This window comes from Bacillus sp. JJ1764, assembly GCF_036962145.1.
Lineage (GTDB): Bacteria > Bacillota > Bacilli > Bacillales > Cytobacillaceae > Neobacillus.
On sequence record NZ_JBALNY010000021.1, the window covers coordinates 14820 to 34006 of the forward strand.

The window sequence follows — 19187 nt, forward strand, 5'->3', positions numbered from 1 at the left end:
AAGCTTCCTCCTTACTATGGGTTCGTCACACGAACTCCCTGAACGTAAATATTTACCGAATCAACGGCAAGCCCAACAGTCTTATCTAGGGTGTATTTAACTTTTGATTGCACATTGTGGGCAATTTCGGAAATTTTCGTTCCATAGCTGACAATAATGTACATATCAATATGTAATGCTTCGTTTTCTTGACGAACGATTACGCCGCGAGTAAAATTTTCCTTGCGCAAAATTTCTGTTAGACCGTCTTTAATTTGATTTTTAGAGGCCATACCGACGATTCCATAGCATTCGATTGCCGCACCACCAGCAATAGTAGCGATCACTTCATTTGAAATATCAATTTGTCCGTACTTAGTTTTTAATTCAATGGACATGAATCGTTCCCCCTTTGGAATAATACTCCTTGGCTACAGTCATTTTACTATAGTCATCCCAATATTGAAAGACATACGTTGAAATTTGAAATTTTCTGGTGCAATGCCTAGGGGCTCAGGATCATAAGCTAATCCGTCATGAAGGTTAAAAAGTAACCTTCCTGCCAGCTCGTCTTATACCTGTCGCCCCTGATCAAGGCGCTTTCGCTTTTCTTCTTGTCTAGCTACAGCGCCTAGGGGCTCGGGGTCATAAGCTAATCCGTCATGAAGGTTAAAAAGCAACCTTCCTGCCGGCTTATCTTATACCTGTCGCCCCTGATCAAGGCGCTTTCGCTTTTCTTGTTGTCAAGGTATTTTTCTTGAAACCTTTTTAGATTAGTATTGCATTCGGATAAGTAGTGTGTTAAATTATTAAGGTATGTTAAGGCTAGGAAATATGGCCGAGCCATTTTTCTATATGTTCAATGAGCATGAAAAATTGCCATTTAAAGCTTTCGGTAGTTAAGGAGGGAAATCACTATGCCACGTAAATGTGTAGTAACTGGAAAGAAAACCACTACTGGTAACGCACGTTCTCACGCTATGAACGCTAACAAGCGCACATGGGGTGCTAATTTACAAAAAGTTCGTATTCTTGTTGACGGTAAACCAAAGCGTGTTTGGGTTTCTGCAAGAGCGTTAAGATCCGGTAAAGTTGAGCGCGTATAAGTCTCATGGGCATCCGTTATAGGATGCCTATTTTTTTTGTCCAATACCTACTTCTTTTTTAATATTCCCAAAATCCAAATTAAAAAGCACCCAAATGGGTGCTCGGATTTTATGAAGGAATAAAAACAATTAAATTGAATGATTCTTTTTTATTCTTTCTTATTAAACACACCAATCATCGCCCGGACAATTCCGCCTAAAAACCTTGGCAGTTTAATCGTATAAAATTTCATACTGTCCCTCCTCACAAATCTCACGGTTTTCCTATTTGAATACGGAAGCTTTCGTCGCCCTTACCATATTATTCATTGGAACGAAATCAGTACCAAATGAATTGGCCTACTAATCATGACTTCTTATCACTATTAATATGCCTTCGGAAAATGAAAAAGTACCATAATCACTAATAAGTTCATTACTAATACATAGTGTGGAACCGAGCGTAATATACCGATTTTTCAACGGATATTTAAACCCTTCCAGCGTCAAATCGGAGACTGCAAGCGTTAATGGAACAAAAGAAATATATTTTGCGGAATCCATTTTTTTAATATTGTGGGTACCTGGTTCTTTTAAATAGGCGATATTATAGCGGTCAATTAGATATATTTCCGTTTTGCTTTGTTCTCTTAACGAGTGGATCATTAGTTGAACATTGGCCAATAAATGATCCAATCTTCCACCAGTCGCGCCAAAGATTCTTATTATTTTTGGATGCTGATTCATTGCCCAATTCAAGGCAAGCTCCAGATCCGTTTCATTTTTTTCAGGTTTAAAGCGTTGCATCTCTCCTACGTTATTTTCAATATATGTTAACTCTTGTTTGGACACTGAATCAAAATCACCAAAAGCCAGTTTAGGATGAATGCCCCTGTTTAACAAATGAAATACACCTCGGTCCACACCCACCCAAACTACATCTGCTTCGTTATAAAGGCGTAAATCAGGCAAATGGTCTTCGGGACCTCCTGCAAGTATATGGATAATCATTGTTTACCTCCCTGCAAAAAGAAAAGCCGGGCTTAAAGCCGGCTTTTTTTTATCCTTTTATTTGTGAAATTGCTAGGGCATAGTCTTCTTGATTATAGACAGCCGAACCGGCAACAAGTATAGTTGCACCTGCTTCTACGCACAATTTTGCCGTTTCTGGATTGACTCCGCCATCAATTTCAATTTCAATATCGAGCCCTTTTTCTTCTGCCATCGCTTTCACACTTCTAATTTTAGGAAGTACCTCAGGGATAAATTTTTGACCGCCAAACCCAGGATTCACTGACATTAACAATACCATATCAATATCTCCTATAATGTGCTGGATACTCTCCACCGGTGTGGCAGGATTTAACACGACACCCGCTTTTACACCAAATGATTTGATATTTTGGATGGTCCGATGCAAGTGGCGGCAGGCTTCAACATGAACTGTAATATAATCTGCACCTGCTTTGGCAAAGGCTTCAATATATTGATCCGGATTTTCAATCATCAAATGCACATCTAATGGAAGATTCGTAACAGGACGAACAGCCTCTACAATCAGTGGACCAATTGTAATATTAGGTACAAAATGTCCGTCCATTACATCGATATGAATGTAATCAGCTCCTCCTTTTTCAACAGCGATAATTTCTTCCCCTAATTTTGAAAAATCAGCTGAAAGGATGGAAGGTGCGATTTTCACCATAATAATTAATACCTCGGCTTTCTGTCTTTAATTTCCTGCAAAAAGTCTACATAATGCTCATAACGGTAATGAGGAATCTCCTCTGAGTCAACCGCCTGTTTTACCCCGCACTTCGGCTCACTTATATGAAGACATCCACGAAATTTACAATTCTCACTTGCCTTATGAAGTTCGGGAAAGCAAAGGGTTAAATCTTCTGCTTCAATATTCGTAAATTCAAGAGAACTAAAACCGGGGGTATCCGCAACAAGTCCGTTACCTACTTCGATTAATTCAACATGTCTAGTTGTATGCTTTCCTCGGCCCAAATGGGATGAAATATCATTTGTTTTTAGCTCTAGATCAGGTCTTAGTGCATTTAACAAGGATGATTTCCCTACCCCTGATTGCCCGGCAAACACAGAGATTTTGGCTTCTAAATGAGGATATAGAAGTTCAATTCCTGCTTCGGTCTCGGAAGAGGTTAAGATCACCTCGTAACCCGCGGCTCGATATTGTTTCGCATATTCTTCAATTGTTTGCTTTTGGGCAGAATTTGTTAAATCCATTTTCGTAATACAGATGATGGGCTCTATATGATTAAATTCTACAAGGACTAAAAAGCGATCCAATAATACAGTACTAAAATCCGGTTCAACAGCGGAAAACACAAGGAAGGCACGATCGACATTCGCAATGGGTGGACGAACCAATTCATTTCGCCGTTCCTTTATTTCCAGTATATATCCTTCTTGGTCATTTTCTGCTTGAAAAACAACTTCATCTCCGACTAGAGGGGATATTTTATTCTTTCTAAACACCCCTCTACCTCGGCACTGGATTAGCCTTTCATCATAAAGGACGTAATAAAAACCGCTAAGGGCTTTAATAATTTTTGCTTCCGGCATAGCAGCCCTCCTTAAAAATCTTTCATTCATACGTTAAACCCTTTTATTCTGTATCGTCATAGTTAAAGTTTTCTTCTGCTATTACTTTCGTATCACGAATAATTCGATATCCTGCCTTTTTACCATATGGAATCGTCAGTTTAATTTGTCTTTTTGTGTTCTCGGTAATATAAAAAGTATCAGCAGGTTCGGTCATACTATGGTACATATCATCAATGTAAATAAGAACTTCCTGCTTTTGACCGGGCTGCCCTGGAATTGTCGGTTCAAAAGGAATCGTCACTTCCTTAATTACTTCTTTCGGGGGCTTTTCCTCTTTTCCTTTTGAAATCACGATGGTCACTTTATCACCTTTTTCTAGCACCGTACCGGCAGCTGGAGATTGTGATATGACCATTCCTTTAGGGATATTATCATCATATTTTTCCTGTGAAGCGTCTAAATTCAACCCCACCAGTGAGGCATAATCCTGAGCACCCTTGAGATTGTACTGGGTCAAGTCCTTCAACACAATCTTTTCCGGACCCTTACTGACAACAAACTCCAACACTGTATCATCAGGAACAACCTTTTTACCAGTTTCAGGGACCTGACTAATAATGGTGCCCGGTTCGCTTTCATCGTATTTTTCCGTTTTCTGGATTCCTTTAAAGTTTTGCCCCTCTAATAAACTTACTACCGTATCATATTGTTGTCCAACATAGTTAGATAACTCGTATTTTTCTTTGCCCTTACTAATATAAAGATTGATTTTCCATTTTTCCTTCACAGTACTTCCAGCTTCAGGATCTGTTTTAATAACTTTCCCCTTTTCTATTTTATCATTATTAATTTCAATCTTCTTGCCGATTCCAAGCCCTTTTGCTTTTAGTCTAGAAATGGCATCATCCGTGTTCATCCCGCTAACATCTGGGATGTTAACATCTTTTGCGGTGATTATTCCCGGGGTTAACGCCACTGCAACACCTGCAAGAATAAGGACTAACATAATGGAAATTAAGATAATCGGCCATTTTTTTCGCTTCTTTTTCGCCACACCTTTTGCCTTTTTATCTACAGTTGTCCCCGAATTTCCGTTACTATGAACCAGCGTTTCATCGAGATTTTGCAATGGGCGATCATTAGTTATGACTGGAATGGCTTTTGTCGCCTCATCATCTACTGGAATCATAAATTTAGGCTCATCTATTCTTTCCGGATTTAACGCAGTCCGTAAATCCTCCTCCATTTCTTCCACATTGTCATAACGGTGAAATGAATCTTTTGCCGTTGATTTTAATACAATATTTTCAACACTTTGAGGAATGTTTGGATTCCATCTTCTCACAGACGGGGTCTCTGATTGCAAATGCTTAAGGGCAATGGATACAGCAGACTCTCCAGAAAACGGAAGCCGTCCCGTTAATAACTCAAACATGACAATCCCAAGCGAATAAATATCCGACTTACGATTGGCCATGCCGCCACGTGCCTGCTCCGGTGACAAATAATGCACAGAGCCAAGCACAGAGTTGGTTTGTGTAATACTGGTTGCACTCAGTGCCATGGCAATTCCAAAATCAGTAATTTTAACATTCCCTTTATGATCTACTAATATATTTTGTGGCTTAATATCACGATGAATAATATGATTATGATGGGCGTGGGAAATTGCCGAGGTCAATTGTCGCATAATCCCAATTGACTCTTCCACCCTTAAAGGCGAATTCTGTTGTATGTATTGTTTTAACGTTTGACCTTCCACATACTCCATAACAATATAGTAAAGGTCTTTCTCCTCGCCTACGTCATAAATATTTACTATATTTGGATGATTGAGACTCGTTGCAGATTGTGCTTCCCTATGAAATCTTTTAATAAATTCTTCATCATTTGCAAAATCTAATCGAAGCATTTTAACCGCTACATCACGGTCTAGAATCATATCATGAGCCAAATACACATTGGCCATGCCGCCTCCGCCAATCATATCCAATATTTTATAGCGGCCGCTTAATCTTTTCCCGATCATCATTTTATATATCACCTTCAATGCTTTCTGAGAACTCTACGATTGCCAAGGTAATGTTATCCTCTCCACCATACTCATTAGCTAATTCGGTGAGTGTAGTAGCCTTTTGTTCAAGGTGATCTTCATTCTGGAGAATTTGAGTCATTTCCGATTCGCTCACTTTATTGGAAAGGCCGTCAGAACATAACAGAAGAATATCTCCCTCTTCGAAGGTAATGGTTTTAATATCAATTTCAACCATTTTTTCTGTTCCTAAAGCACGCAATAAAACATTTTTCCTAGGATGATGTTCTGCATCTTCCTTGGATATTTGTCCCGATCTTACTAATTCATTCACATAGGAGTGATCCTCAGTTACCTGCTTAAACCCAGATTCATTTAGCAAGTAACCTCGGCTGTCACCAATATTAGCCATTGTTACAAAACGGTTGGTGCTAAGAGCCGCAACAATGGTCGTTCCCATCCCATCACATTCAGCATGTTGAATGGCATGCTCCAAAATCATCTCATTTACCCTCGTAATTTTTTCTTTTAACCATTTTTCGGCATCATCCGCGGTAAAGATCCCTTGTGTTGATTCCCATTCACTTTTTAAATAGGATATCGTCATTTCACTGGCAACGTCACCGGCACGATGTCCACCCATTCCGTCAGCAACAACCGCCAGGCGATGACCGTCCTTGTTTAAAAACACACCACCGGCATCTTCATTGTGAAGACGGATTTTTCCTCGATCAGTCTGAAATACCGCTTTCATACTTTTACATCGTCTCCTCTTTTCGCTCCTTTGCACGAAGCTGTCCGCATGCAGCATCAATATCATGCCCGTGCTCCCGGCGAATTGTCACGTTAATCCCGCGATTTTTCAATGTCTTTTCAAACGCAAAAATTTTATCTTTTGGTGTGCGCACGTAATCTCTCTCTGGTACATAGTTAACCGGTATAAGATTTATGTGGCATTTAAGTCCTTTTATTAAGGCTGCCAATTCTTCCGCATGCTCAGTAGAATCGTTTACCCCGCCAAAAAGACCATATTCAAAGCTGATTCGACGACCTGTCTTATCGATATAATACCTTACCGCTTTCATTAAGTCATCAAGTTTATATGCTTTGTTAATTGGCATTAATTTTGACCTTAATTCCGTATTAGGAGCATGAAGGGAGATGGCAAAGTTAATTTGCATATTCTCATCTGCGAATTGATAGATTTTCGGTATGATTCCACTTGTTGAAACAGTGATATGACGTGCTCCAATATTGAGCGCTTTTTCATGATTAATAATCTTTAAAAATGCCAGCATATTATCGTAGTTATCAAATGGCTCACCGATTCCCATGATAACTACTGAACTGACCCGCTCTTCCATCTCATCAAGAGCCTGCTGTACTTTTACCACTTGTGCTACAATTTCACCAGCCTCTAAGTGGCGTTTTAACCCCCCTAGAGTGGAAGCGCAGAATGTACATCCGATACGGCACCCAACTTGAGTTGTTACACAAACTGAATTCCCATAATCGTGCCGCATTAGGACTGTTTCGATAGAAAAACCGTCGTGAAGTTCAAATAAAAATTTAATCGTTCCGTCTGATGATGTTTGCTGAATGATCGTTTTTAATGTAGTTAGTTCAAAGTGAGCTGCAAGATTTTCTCTTAAGTTTTTTGATAAGTTGCTCATATCTTCGTAGGAGCCCACTCTTTTTTTATAAAGCCAATCAAAGATTTGCTCAGCTCTAAATGGCTTCTCCCCAATTTCCTGAAGCCATTCCTTTAGCTGATGTAGCTCCAGTGAATAGATTGATTTTTTTTCCTGTGTGATGGTTGCCTCTGTCGTATTAACTGGTTCCAAGTTTATCCCTTCTTCCTTAACGCTGCGATATAAAAGCCATCTGACCCAAAGTATTGAGGTAATATTTGTAAATCATAATCTGAAATAAATGGCTGAATGGCTTCCGGCATTCTTGACCGCAAGCTATAATCTCCTTCAAATTCAGAATGATCCCCCAAAAAATTTTTAATCATTTGTTCGTTTTCTTCTTTATCTACCGTACACGTACTATAAACTAAAGTTCCACCCTTTTTAACTAGCGGTGAAACAGCTTGTAAAAGTTGCTGCTGAATCATGCTTAATTGAGTAATATCCTGTTCCTTCTTGGTGTACTTCATATCAGGTTTTCTTCGCATAACACCCAATCCTGAGCATGGTGCATCTAGTAATACTGAATCAAAAGAACCCTCTTGGAAATGTTCACTAACTTTTCGCGAATCCAAAGCTACCGCTTTTATATTTTCCAATCCTAATCTCTGAGCGTTGTCACGTATTAATTTTACCTTATGCTCGTGAAGGTCAATAGAGATTACCTCACCTGTTCCTTTCAATTTTTCAGCGATATGTGTTGTCTTCCCTCCAGGAGCAGCACAAGCGTCCAAAACAGTTTGATGATCACTTACACCTAGAGCATACGCAACCAACATTGAACTTTCATCCTGAATGGTTAATAATCCATTTTGGAACACTTTTGAGGTTGCAAGATTCCCTTTTAATGAACGGATCGCTTCAGGAATAATAGGACTTTTTTCTATTTGAAAGCCCTCTTCCTCTAATAGATTGACACAGTCGTCCCGGGAAATTTTTGCAATATTAACACGTGCGGTTTGCAGCGGTGCAAGTTGGTTGATTTCGCACATTTCTTTTGTTTTTTCATAGCCAAACTGGTCAGCCCATCTTTTCACTAGCCATTGTGGGTGGCTTGTTTCAAGAGAAAGGCGTTCAATTGGATCATGGACTTGATCTAATGACGGGAGTCCCTCACGTTGGATCGTTCTGAGGACCCCGTTTACCAACCCTGCTATTCCTTTATGTCCACGTTTTTTAGCAATCTCAACAGCCTCATGAATCGAAGCATGGTCCGGAATTTTATCAAGGTAAACCATTTGATAGAGTGTTACCCGCAGCAAATGAAGAACCCAATTTTCCAATTTACGGCTGTTTTTAATAAATGGACTTAGATAAAAATCTAAGGCCATTTTTCTCTGAAGCGTCCCATAAACCAGTTCAGTCAGTAAACCAACATCCTTTTGAGGAATTTGGTGTTTATTTATCGCATTATTTAGCAACAAATTGCTGTATGCCTGATTTTTTTCGATTGTGATCAACAGCTCTAAGGCTGTTTCACGAACATTTTTTTTAAAACTTGCTGTCATGTTATTCTCCCAACTGATTGCCTGCATTTAGTTTAGAGCCAGATCCACGTAAATATTGCTCACAAGACATCTTCGTTTTTCCTGAAGGCTGAAGTTCGGTAATTTTAATCGCCGTGTCATTTCCGGTTGCCACGATTATGCCATCTGATTCTATCTTAACTATGGTACCTGGAATTACATCTGTTTTTTCATTAACTTTACCTGCACGCCAAATTTTTATAACTTGACCATCCATTGTTGTAAACGCCACAGGCCATGGATTTAATCCACGAATCTGGTTAAAGATGTCTTCTCCGGATTTGTTCCAATCAATTTTTTCTTGTTCTCGTTTGATATTAGGAGCAAAGGTTGCTTCTGCATCATTTTGCGGTATTGGTGTCAGCTTCCCTTCTATTAATAAAGGCAGTGTTTCTGATAATAATTTTGCACCTGCCGCGCTCAACTTATCATGCAAAGTCCCAACATTATCTTCATCTGTAATCGGAATTTCTACCTTTGTCAAAATATCTCCTGCATCAAGTTTTTCTGCCATATACATAATTGTTATTCCAGACTTCTTTTTTCCTGTTAATAATGCGTAATGAATCGGTGCACCACCTCGCAATTCCGGTAATAGTGATGCATGAACATTGATACAGCCGTATTTAGGTGCATCAAGGAGCTTCTTAGGCAAGATTTGTCCGAATGCGGCAGTGATAATCAAATCCGGATTTAATGCAAGAATCTGATCCAGTTCTTCATCTTTCCTAATTTTTTCTGGCTGGTAAACCGGTATTCCTTGTTTTAAGGCTTCCACTTTAACGGGTGGTGGTGTTAGAACTTTTTTTCGCCCAACAGGCCTGTCCGGTTGAGTTACGACACCGATGACCTCATAGCCATCCGCAATGATTTGTTGTAAAACCGGTACAGAAAAATCAGGAGTCCCCATAAATACTATCTTTGTCATTCAGTGTCTTCTCCTTTTAACTCATCTTCCTCAAGATATCTGGTAACCTTTGATGTAAATAAAACCCCATCAAGGTGATCTATTTCATGCTGAATGGCTCTTGCCAGGAATTCTTCAGCCTCCAGCGTATATTTTCTTCCTTTACGATCAAATGCTTCTATTTTAACGTAATTTGGTCTGGTTACTTCTCCATAAAGATCTGGAAAACTTAAACAGCCTTCCGGTCCTGTTTGTTCACCGTCTTGTTTTAAAATCTTAGGATTGATCATTTCGATTGTCCCAGATTCGTCATCAATATCAACGATTGCCACTCTTGCACCTTTACCTATTTGCGGAGCTGCAAGTCCTACACCATCAAACTCAATCATGGTGTCATACATATCATCAAGCAATTTTGCAAGCTTTCTATCAAATTTCTCTACTGGTTTACACTTAATCTCCAGAATTTCTGCTGGATACGTTACAATCTTTCTAATAGCCAAAACTTTACCTCCATCAAAAATTACAATAAACGTGGATTTTTATTTACCATTTTCACCCGAATTACATTAAGATAAACGGATTAACATCTACAGAAACTAGAAGTCCAGATTTTGCATCCTTTTGGTATTGATCCAAAATGGTTTTTAAAGTTCCTCCAAGGTTCGGTTCCCGTTTGTATTTTATCAAACATTGATACCGATATCTATTATTAATCCTAGCAATAGGGGACACTGAAGGGCCAAGGATCACCGCTTCATTTGAGATTTGCGAACGGACATATCGGGCAATTTTCTCTGTTGCCGAGACGGCAGCCATAAGTTGCTCGTGACTGACCGTAATTAACGCAAGGTAATAGAATGGGGGATAATGATGGAGTTTACGAACCATCATTTCTTGCTGATAAAATTGATCATAATTATGGGAACCAGCAAACTCTATACTATAATGCTCCGGCGTATAAGTTTGGATCACAACCTCTCCCGGCAACTGATGCCGGCCGGCCCTTCCACTTACTTGAGTTAATAATTGGAAGGTTTTTTCCGAAGATCGAAAGTCCGGCAAATGGAGCATCGTATCAGCAGATAGCACACCGACGAGCGTAATGTTTGGAAAATCGAGCCCTTTAGCAATCATTTGAGTTCCCAACAATATGTCTGCTTTTCCCTCTTGGAATTCATTTAATAATCTTTCATGTGACCCTTTTCGACTGGTCGTGTCCACATCCATCCGAATGACTCTCGCCTCTGGAAGTATCTTCCCCAGTTCATCCTCTACCTTTTGCGTACCAGTTCCGAAGTAGCGAATGTGCTCGCTTGAACATTCAGGACATACGCTAGGAATCGTACTCTCATATCCACAATAATGACATTTCATTTGTGTTCCTGCCCGATGATAGGTTAACGAAATATCACAGTTTGGACAGTTTACTACATAGCCGCAATCACGGCACATAACAAAGGATGAATGTCCCCGTTTATTTAAAAACAACACTGATTGTTGTTTTTTTTCGATACGGTCTTTTAACATGTCAAATAGCTTTCTTGAAAACATGGAGCGATTTCCGTCACGGAGTTCTTCACGCATGTCAATGATTTCCACCGATGGAAGCGCGTGATTGTTCATACGATTTGGGAGAGATAAAAGGTGGTATACTTTTTTCTGCGCTCTTGCAAAGGATTCTAAAGATGGAGTGGCACTGCCCAATACGACCGGGCAATGATAGGTTTCTGCCCTTTTTATCGCAACATCACGAGCATGGTAACGTGGCATTTCTTCCTGCTTATAGCTAGTTTCATGCTCCTCGTCTATGATAATGATACCGAGATTTTCGAAAGGTGCAAAAATCGCTGATCTTGCCCCAACTGCTACCTTTACTTCTTTGCGCTGGATTTTTCTCCACTCATCATATTTTTCACCTGCTGATAGGCCGCTGTGAAGAACCGCTACTAAATCTCCAAAACGGCTTTTAAACCGCTGAACCATTTGTGGGGTTAACGAAATCTCCGGTACAAGTACAATTGCCTCTTTCCCTTTTTCAATCACTTCTTGAATGGACTGCAAATACACTTCCGTTTTCCCACTGCCTGTTACTCCGTATAATAAAAAGACCTCGTGTTTGTTCGTTTCAATTGCATGTAGGATCGGACTAATCGCCCCCGCCTGTGATTCAGTTAATGGCAAAGGCGTTGTTCGTTCGAACGTACGATTTTCATACGGGTCTCTGTATACTTCCATTTCAATTTCCATTAATATATTTTTCTGGATAAGAGCTTTAACAATCGATGACGAGACGTTTAATTCCGAAGATAAAAGTTTCAATTCGATTGGTTCAAGATGATCGATAAAATAGGCCAACACTTTCTTTTGTTTTTCGGCATTGGCTGGCAATGTGTTCATTTCCTCCATTAATTTCGCAGACGACACATTTGGCTTGATCACTTTTACCCATTTTTTTCTGACTTTTTCCTTTACTTCATATTGGACTTCAAGGAGTCCATTAGCTATTTCGCGTTGTAAAAGGGTAACTACCCCATTTTTCAATGCAGTATCCCAGTCAATACTTGGACCTTTTTCAAAATAGGCCTGCAAATGGAATGGTAAACTAGCTACACTGATTCCGGCAGCTAGCGTAACCTTTTTTTCGTACTTTGCTTTTAATGCCGCTGGAAGCATTACTTGGTAAGCAAAAATTTTAAAGCAGAGTGTCGTATCCGTTAACCAATCACCCAACTCCAATAGTTCTTCATTTAAGATTGGCTCCAAGTCCATTGGTTCGACGATTTCTCTTAATTGTTTAAAATCTGATTCAGATTTTATTTCTGTAACAAATCCCTGGATATTCCTCGGACCAAATGGGACAATAACTCTCATACCTGGCTGGATGATGTTTTCCCAATCACTTGGGATCAGATAATCAAATGGCCTATCTGTTTGTTTTGTTGGAACATCAACTATGACACTGGCAATTTTCATTTTTCTCCCAAATCCTTCAGAAGTGGTGTTACTTCAGCGATAATTTTTTCAGCCACCTCTGTTTTAGACATCATTGGCAGCTCTATGGCGGCACCATCCCGTTTATAAATTGTGACAATGTTTGTATCTGTTCCAAAACCTGCGCCTTCGGACTTCACATTATTGGCCACAATCATATCAGCATTCTTATTAAATAGTTTTTTCCTTGCGTACTCTTCAACGTTGTCAGTTTCAGCCGCAAATCCTATTAGGATTTGATTTTTCTTTTTTTGTCCCAGTTCAAATAAAATATCTTTTGTTCTTTCAAGCTCGAGATGTGCGTCGCCGGCTTGTTTTTTGACTTTTTGATCGTAAACCGTTTTGGGACGATAATCGGCAACTGCCGCTGTTTTGATAATACAATCAGCTTCGTCTAAATGCTTCATTACCTCATGATACATTTCTTCCGCACTTTCAACTTTTTTAAGCTCTATTGTATTTGAGGCAGTAAGCTGTACAGGACCGGAAATAAGAATAACCCGGGCACCTTTTCTTTTCGCTTCTTCCGCTAAAGCATAGCCCATTTTGCCGCTGGAGTGGTTCGAAATAAAGCGGACAGGATCAATCTTTTCCCTAGTTGGGCCAGCTGTTATGATAAACACCTTTCCTTTTAATGGAAGAAAAGGTTTTTGATTAAAATGATGTTGGATTAATTCAACTATTTTTTCCGGTTCTTCCAATCGGCCTTTTCCGACATACCCGCAGGCTAAATAGCCTTCACTCGGTTCAATGAACCTATATCCGTAATCAGCTAAAATTGATAGATTCCGTTTTACAGCGGGATGTTCATACATATGAACATTCATGGCTGGTGCGATCCAAACCGGTGCTGTTGCTGCCAACAATGTAGTCGAAACCATATTATCGGCAATTCCATTCGCTAGTTTCCCAATCGAATTGGCTGTTGCAGGTGCCAGAAGAATTAAATCGGCCCAATCCGCTAAATTAATATGGGCAATAACTTGTGGATTTTTTTCATCAAACGTATCAGTAAACACTTCATTCCGCGATAAGGCTTGAAAGGTCAAAGGAGTAACAAATTTAGCAGCTGATTCGCTTAAAATGACTTTTACTTGAGCACCTGCTTGGACCAGTTTGCTTGTCAGGGCAGCAGCTTTATAAACAGCAATCCCGCCAGTTACACATAATAATATTTTTTTATCGTTTAGCACCAAAAATCCCCCAATCCATACATCGATTAACTTTACCTTTTATTATGATGGAACTTAACTTTTTTTTCACGTTTTTCCTTCTTTTTTCGACATCTTTGGAAGCAAAAAATAAAAAGGCTGACATAGTCAAGCCTTTCTTTGCATCATGAACTGAATTTGTTTATTCAGCGGGTATCTCTGCTTTTTTTGATACACGATAAGTAAGTTCACCGGAATAAATTTCTTCCAGCGCCTTGCCAACATGTTTATAAGAAACATACTTTGGTAATCTCTCATCGTGAACCTGGGACATAACCCGAGCCCTTTTAGCAGCAACTGAAACCAATGAATATTTTGAATCAATTTTTTCTAATAATGAATCAATAGAAGGATAAAGCATGTTTATTCTACCTCCAACAACTTTTTGTATCGATGTTCTACTCTTTCTCGACGACAATGTTCTGCCGTAACAATGGATTTTATTCGATCACAAGCTAATTCAACTTGATCATTTTCCACAACATAATCATATAATTCCATCATTTCAATTTCTTCTCGGGCCGTCAACATCCGATTATGGATGATATCCTCAGTCTCCGTGCCTCTTGTCACAATACGGTTTTTTAATTCAGTTAAGCTTGGCGGCATCAAGAAAATGAATAACCCATCAGGGAATTTTTCCCTAACTTGACGTGCACCCTTTACTTCAATTTCTAAAAATACATCTTTCCCTTGGTCTAACGTTTGTCGTACATAGTCAACCGGGGTTCCGTAATAGTTCCCAACAAATTCAGCATACTCCAATAGTTTACCATGTTCGATCATTTCTTCAAACTGTTCTCTTGTTTTGAAAAAATAGTCTATCCCGTCTCTTTCGCCTTCACGAGGCTTTCGGGTTGTAACTGATATGGAATATTCAAATGCTGTATCAGGTTGGGAAAAAATTTCTTTTCGAACAGTCCCTTTTCCAACTCCGGATGGACCGGAAAGTACAATCAGCAATCCTTTTTCCTGCATTTTCAATAAATCCTACCCTTCTTCAATCATTTCATCGCGATCAGTTAACCGGTGAGCAACTGTCTCAGGCTGCACCGCAGATAAAATGACATGATCACTATCCATCACTATTACAGCACGGGTACGCCTTCCATATGTAGCATCAATCAATGATCCCCTGTCACGGGCATCCTGTATAATTCTTTTAATTGGGGCGGATTCCGGACTAACAATAGAAATTATCCGATTTGCCGAAACAATATTTCCAAATCCAATATTTATTAATTTAATCCCCATGATTATCATCCAATCATCAATAATATATTTTGACCTCAGCAGACTTTTTCTAAACAGGATCTACTCAATATTTTGAACCTGCTCCTTTAGTTTCTCAAGCAAACTTTTTATCTCCACAACGATTAACGCGATAGTAGAATCATTTGCTTTTGAACCAATGGTGTTTGTTTCCCGGTTCATTTCCTGCACAAGAAAATCCAGCTTACGTCCGATTGGCTCATGATGGTTAAGTGTTTGGACAAATTGCTGAATATGGCTATTTAACCTGGTGATTTCTTCATTAATATCAGCCTTTTCAGAGAATACAGCCACTTCAGTTAAAATTCTCGTCTCGTCGATTTGCCCGTTTACAAACTCTTGCATTCTTTTTGTAAGTCGTTCTTTATATAATTGAACGACCACCGGAGCATATTTTTGAAGCTCGAAAATATGGGTTTCAACTTGGGAGATGATGGAGATGAGGTCTTTTTTCAACTCTTCCCCTTCTGCTATTCGCATTTGCTTTAATAAAACAACTGCCTCTTCCGTTGCCTTAAGTACCAGATCCTCTAGCTCTTCGTTATCGGCTTCACTCTCTTCAATATGTAAAAGATCAGGGCGGCTAATTAAGTCATGAAGGGTAATCGTCCCTGTTATTCCATATGTATCGCCAGCTTGTTTCATAAATTGGAAATATTCCTCAATTAAATTCCAATCAATATGTAGTTTTCTAGTAATGCTTCCTGCACCTTCCACGCTCACATAAACTTCTACTCTGCCGCGACGAATGTGCTGACCTAATTTCTTTTTCATCTTATCTTCTATTTTTAATAATTGCCTTGGCATTCTAATATTCATTTCGCTGAAGCGATGATTTACTGATTTGACCTCGACAATTACTGAAAAAGAATCAGATTCTGCCTTTCCCCTTCCAAATCCTGTCATACTTATAACCATAACTATAGCACATCCAATCTAGGATATATGATCAGATTCCATAAAAAACTCCAAAAGGCAATAGAGGTGATTCTATTACCTTTTGGATTATAACACACTTTATTTTGTTTTTCTTAACAAAAATGATCCCGCTAGTAAAAAAGTTGGAATACTGGACATTCCGATAATGAGCAGCCAATCTCTCGCTGCAATCGGCAAGGTATGGAAAATAGGCTGTAATGGCGGATAATAAATAACAACTAGTACTAATAAGAGTGAAGAAATGACAGCCCATACCAAGTACTGATTTCCAAATGGATTTCTTGATAGAACAGATTTTTCACTGCGACAATCAAATACATGAATTAACTGAGCCATGACCAAAGTAGCAAAAGCCACGGTCTGGGCATATTGCAATTGAGATGGGTCATTATGATACACAAACATAAAGGCTAATAATGTAACTAATCCTATTAAGAAGCCCCTAGATACAACTTTCCATCCCAATCCCCTTGAAAAAATTCCTTCATTCGGGCTTCTTGGTCCTCTTTTCATAACATTTTCTTCAGGCCGATCCAGACCAAGTGCCATAGCAGGTAAACCATCAGTAACCAAATTCACCCATAGAATTTGAATTGGCACCAATGGCAATGGAAGTGCCAAAATCATAGCAAAAAGCATCACTAGAATTTCCCCAACATTGGATGCTAATAAGTATCGAACAAACTTTCGAATATTTTCATAGATATTTCTGCCTTCTGTAATGGCTGCCTTAATAGTGGCAAAATTATCATCCAATAAGACAAGTGCGGAGGCCTCTTTCGCCACATCTGTCCCCGTTATCCCCATCGCCACTCCGATATCAGCCGCTTTGATAGCAGGAGCATCATTGACTCCATCACCTGTCATAGCAACAACATGCCCTCTATTTTGTAATGCGTTAACTATCTTAAGTTTATGTTCTGGAGAAACCCGGGCAAATACAGAAACATCCTCGACAATATCCTCTAGTTCTTGAACTGACATTTGAGACAAAGCCTTACCATCAATAACTTTACTATTTTTTGATAAAATCCCAAGCTGTGCTGCTATTGCTTTAGCAGTGATGACGTGATCCCCGGTAATCATGACCGTTTTTATACCGGCCTCTTTACATTCTTTAACAGCAGCTTTTACCTCTGGCCTTGGCGGGTCAATCATTCCCTGGACCCCAATAAAGGTCAATTTACTCTCTGCTTCCATTTCACTTAGAATCATTGTATTAGAAGAGATAGGCTTGTAGGCGATCGCTATTGTTCTTAGTGCCTGAGAGGCAAGGTGATCAATCGCACTTTGTACCTTTTGGCGAGAATCTTTGACTAACGCTTGTGTTTTATCATTCCAAAGAATGGATTCACAGATTCCCAAAATCACATCTGGGGCCCCTTTGGTCACAATAAAATGTCTTCCTTGTTTGTCTTTAACATGTATACTCATCATTTTCCTAGAAGAATCAAACGGAAACTCATTGATGACAGTAAATTCTTCCAATAGTTTTGGGCGATTAAAACCGGCTTTCATTGCACTTACTAATAGTGCCCCTTCTGTTGGATCCCCATCAAGCACGTATTCTTCATCTTTCATATTTAAATCGGAATGATTGCATAGCATGCCAAAAATAAGCATTTGCTGTAAAGCTTTCTCTTCTTTTGGTTGTACCCGTTGTTCATCCCGATAAAATTCTCCCTGCGGTTGGTAGCCTACACCATCTACCGTCCAAGTATGACCGCCGCTCCAAAGATGCGTAACCGTCATTTTGTTTTGGGTCATTGTACCGGTTTTATCGGAGCAGATGACGGATGCACACCCCAGGGTCTCCACCGCAGGAAGCTTCCTTACAATAGCATTTTTCTTAATCATCTTTTGAACACCAAGGGAAAGTGCAACCGTTACAATCGCAGGAAGTCCTTCCGGAATGGCAGCTACCGCTAAAGAAACGCCCGCTAAAAACATCTCATATAATTCGTGCCCTTGAATGACTCCAATGACAACAACTAGTAATGTTAATACTAAAGCAACACTGATCAGGACTTTACCTAATTGCTCTAATCTGCGCTGTAATGGAGTTTCTTGACTCTCGGCATTTTGCAATAAATCGGCAATTTGTCCCATCGCTGTTTTCATTCCAGTGGCAATGACAACACCCATCCCAGTACCCCTAGTAATCATCGTACCCATAAAAGCTATATTCTCCATATCGCCAATACCCGGATTAGGATTCGTTAATTTCTCAATATGTTTAGAGACCGGTACAGATTCTCCTGTTAAGGCGGATTCCTCAATTTCTAAACTTTTAGAATCAATAATTCGTACATCAGCACCGATCCGGTCACCACTAGTAAACTTCAGAATATCCCCAACGACGATTTCTTTAGAGGGAACTTTCAGCCATTTTCCCTCCCTTAAGACATTAACCTGGGGTGCAGAAAGTTCCTTAAGTGCTTGCAATGATTTTTCAGCCCGGCGTTCTTGGTAAAACCCAAGAATACCATTAATTAACACAATCGCAATAATGGCTATGGCGTCAATATATTCCCCCAGTAAACCGGAAATAAGGGTTGCTGCCAATAGTACTAAGACCATAAAATCTTTAAATTGACTGAAAAACAATAGCAGGGCAGATTGCTTCTCCCCTTCATCCAATTCGTTATACCCGTATTTTTTTACACGCTGTTTCACTTCTTCTTGTAATAATCCAGAAGAAAAGTCGGTTTCTAAAGCCTTTTCTACTTGTTTTATCTCCATCTCATGGAACTTCATCCGACCATCTCACTTCCCCCTTAATAGACCTAATCTAAAGAAAGCTTATTCAGGGTCGTCCCAAAAAATGCTATGATAATTTATATTACAGCCTAAAATGCGAAATTCAGGCAGATATGTTTAAATGTAGGTTATACTTGAATAAGTGACATAATTAAGAGAAGATTGCTGATTTTAATATCACGTTTATTGGAGCGGAAGATGCGAAGACTCCTAGAAA

General features: G+C 39.4%; 19 protein-coding genes. 1 reads left to right on the forward strand and 18 read right to left on the reverse strand.

From position 1 onward, the window contains the following. Nucleotides 1–14: 14 nt before the first annotated feature. A complete protein-coding gene (locus V7083_RS03405) occupies nucleotides 15–377 on the reverse strand; it encodes an Asp23/Gls24 family envelope stress response protein (RefSeq protein WP_335475380.1) in 363 nt (120 codons plus the stop codon). Nucleotides 378–896: 519 nt separating this feature from the next. On the opposite strand from V7083_RS03405, the gene rpmB reads away from it, so the two are divergent. Further along, a complete protein-coding gene (gene rpmB, locus V7083_RS03410; protein ID WP_007087786.1) occupies nucleotides 897–1085 on the forward strand; it encodes a 50S ribosomal protein L28 in 189 nt (62 codons plus the stop codon). Nucleotides 1086–1234: 149 nt separating this feature from the next. Here the strand turns inward: rpmB and spoVM are convergent, their stop codons facing one another. The 17 genes from spoVM to V7083_RS03495 form a co-directional block, all read right to left on the reverse strand. Beyond that, nucleotides 1235–1318 carry a stage V sporulation protein SpoVM gene (gene spoVM, locus V7083_RS03415; RefSeq protein WP_042356285.1) on the reverse strand — a complete coding sequence of 28 codons (84 nt, stop codon included), beginning with the start codon at nucleotides 1316–1318 and terminating at the stop codon, nucleotides 1235–1237. A gap of 109 nt (nucleotides 1319–1427) precedes the next feature. Further along, on the reverse strand, nucleotides 1428–2075 hold the full coding sequence (locus V7083_RS03420) for a thiamine diphosphokinase (protein ID WP_335475382.1): 648 nt from the start codon (nucleotides 2073–2075) through the stop codon (nucleotides 1428–1430). Nucleotides 2076–2124: 49 nt separating this feature from the next. Then, nucleotides 2125–2769, reverse strand: coding sequence for a ribulose-phosphate 3-epimerase (rpe, locus tag V7083_RS03425; RefSeq protein WP_335475384.1), 645 nt, complete (start codon nucleotides 2767–2769; stop codon nucleotides 2125–2127). A gap of 5 nt (nucleotides 2770–2774) precedes the next feature. Continuing rightward, nucleotides 2775–3656 (reverse strand): ribosome small subunit-dependent GTPase A, encoded by an 882-nt coding sequence (rsgA, locus tag V7083_RS03430; RefSeq protein ID WP_335475386.1) that lies wholly within the window; start codon nucleotides 3654–3656, stop codon nucleotides 2775–2777. A gap of 43 nt (nucleotides 3657–3699) precedes the next feature. Continuing rightward, nucleotides 3700–5670 (reverse strand): Stk1 family PASTA domain-containing Ser/Thr kinase, encoded by a 1971-nt coding sequence (pknB, locus tag V7083_RS03435; protein WP_335475388.1) that lies wholly within the window; start codon nucleotides 5668–5670, stop codon nucleotides 3700–3702. 1 nt (nucleotide 5671) lies between these two features. Next, on the reverse strand, nucleotides 5672–6424 hold the full coding sequence (locus V7083_RS03440) for a Stp1/IreP family PP2C-type Ser/Thr phosphatase (protein ID WP_335475390.1): 753 nt from the start codon (nucleotides 6422–6424) through the stop codon (nucleotides 5672–5674). 4 nt (nucleotides 6425–6428) lie between these two features. After that, nucleotides 6429–7514 (reverse strand): 23S rRNA (adenine(2503)-C(2))-methyltransferase RlmN, encoded by a 1086-nt coding sequence (rlmN, locus tag V7083_RS03445; RefSeq protein ID WP_335475392.1) that lies wholly within the window; start codon nucleotides 7512–7514, stop codon nucleotides 6429–6431. A gap of 2 nt (nucleotides 7515–7516) precedes the next feature. After that, complete coding sequence (gene rsmB, locus V7083_RS03450) at nucleotides 7517–8869, reverse strand: 16S rRNA (cytosine(967)-C(5))-methyltransferase RsmB (RefSeq protein WP_335475395.1); 1353 nt, start codon at nucleotides 8867–8869, stop codon at nucleotides 7517–7519. Between the two features lies 1 nt (nucleotide 8870). After that, nucleotides 8871–9815, reverse strand: a complete 945-nt coding sequence (gene fmt / locus V7083_RS03455) for a methionyl-tRNA formyltransferase (protein WP_335475396.1) — start codon at nucleotides 9813–9815, stop codon at nucleotides 8871–8873. Next, nucleotides 9812–10297 carry a peptide deformylase gene (gene def, locus V7083_RS03460; protein WP_335475398.1) on the reverse strand — a complete coding sequence of 162 codons (486 nt, stop codon included), beginning with the start codon at nucleotides 10295–10297 and terminating at the stop codon, nucleotides 9812–9814. Before def ends, fmt begins: the two co-directional genes overlap by 4 nt. Before the next feature lie 61 nt (nucleotides 10298–10358). Then, a complete protein-coding gene (priA, locus tag V7083_RS03465) occupies nucleotides 10359–12770 on the reverse strand; it encodes a primosomal protein N' (RefSeq protein WP_335475400.1) in 2412 nt (803 codons plus the stop codon). Then, nucleotides 12767–13981, reverse strand: coding sequence for a bifunctional phosphopantothenoylcysteine decarboxylase/phosphopantothenate--cysteine ligase CoaBC (gene coaBC, locus V7083_RS03470; RefSeq protein WP_335475402.1), 1215 nt, complete (start codon nucleotides 13979–13981; stop codon nucleotides 12767–12769). Before coaBC ends, priA begins: the two co-directional genes overlap by 4 nt. 160 nt (nucleotides 13982–14141) lie before the next feature. Further along, nucleotides 14142–14360, reverse strand: a complete 219-nt coding sequence (gene rpoZ, locus V7083_RS03475; RefSeq protein ID WP_335475405.1) for a DNA-directed RNA polymerase subunit omega — start codon at nucleotides 14358–14360, stop codon at nucleotides 14142–14144. Nucleotides 14361–14362: 2 nt separating this feature from the next. Beyond that, nucleotides 14363–14977, reverse strand: coding sequence for a guanylate kinase (gene gmk, locus V7083_RS03480; RefSeq protein WP_335475522.1), 615 nt, complete (start codon nucleotides 14975–14977; stop codon nucleotides 14363–14365). Between the two features lie 12 nt (nucleotides 14978–14989). Continuing rightward, nucleotides 14990–15253 carry an extracellular matrix/biofilm regulator RemA gene (gene remA, locus V7083_RS03485; protein ID WP_335475407.1) on the reverse strand — a complete coding sequence of 88 codons (264 nt, stop codon included), beginning with the start codon at nucleotides 15251–15253 and terminating at the stop codon, nucleotides 14990–14992. A gap of 60 nt (nucleotides 15254–15313) precedes the next feature. Beyond that, nucleotides 15314–16189, reverse strand: a complete 876-nt coding sequence (locus V7083_RS03490; protein ID WP_335475410.1) for a YicC/YloC family endoribonuclease — start codon at nucleotides 16187–16189, stop codon at nucleotides 15314–15316. A 99-nt stretch (nucleotides 16190–16288) separates the two neighbouring features. Continuing rightward, nucleotides 16289–18967, reverse strand: a complete 2679-nt coding sequence (locus V7083_RS03495) for a calcium-translocating P-type ATPase, SERCA-type (protein WP_335475412.1) — start codon at nucleotides 18965–18967, stop codon at nucleotides 16289–16291. Between the last annotated feature and the right edge of the window lie 220 nt (nucleotides 18968–19187).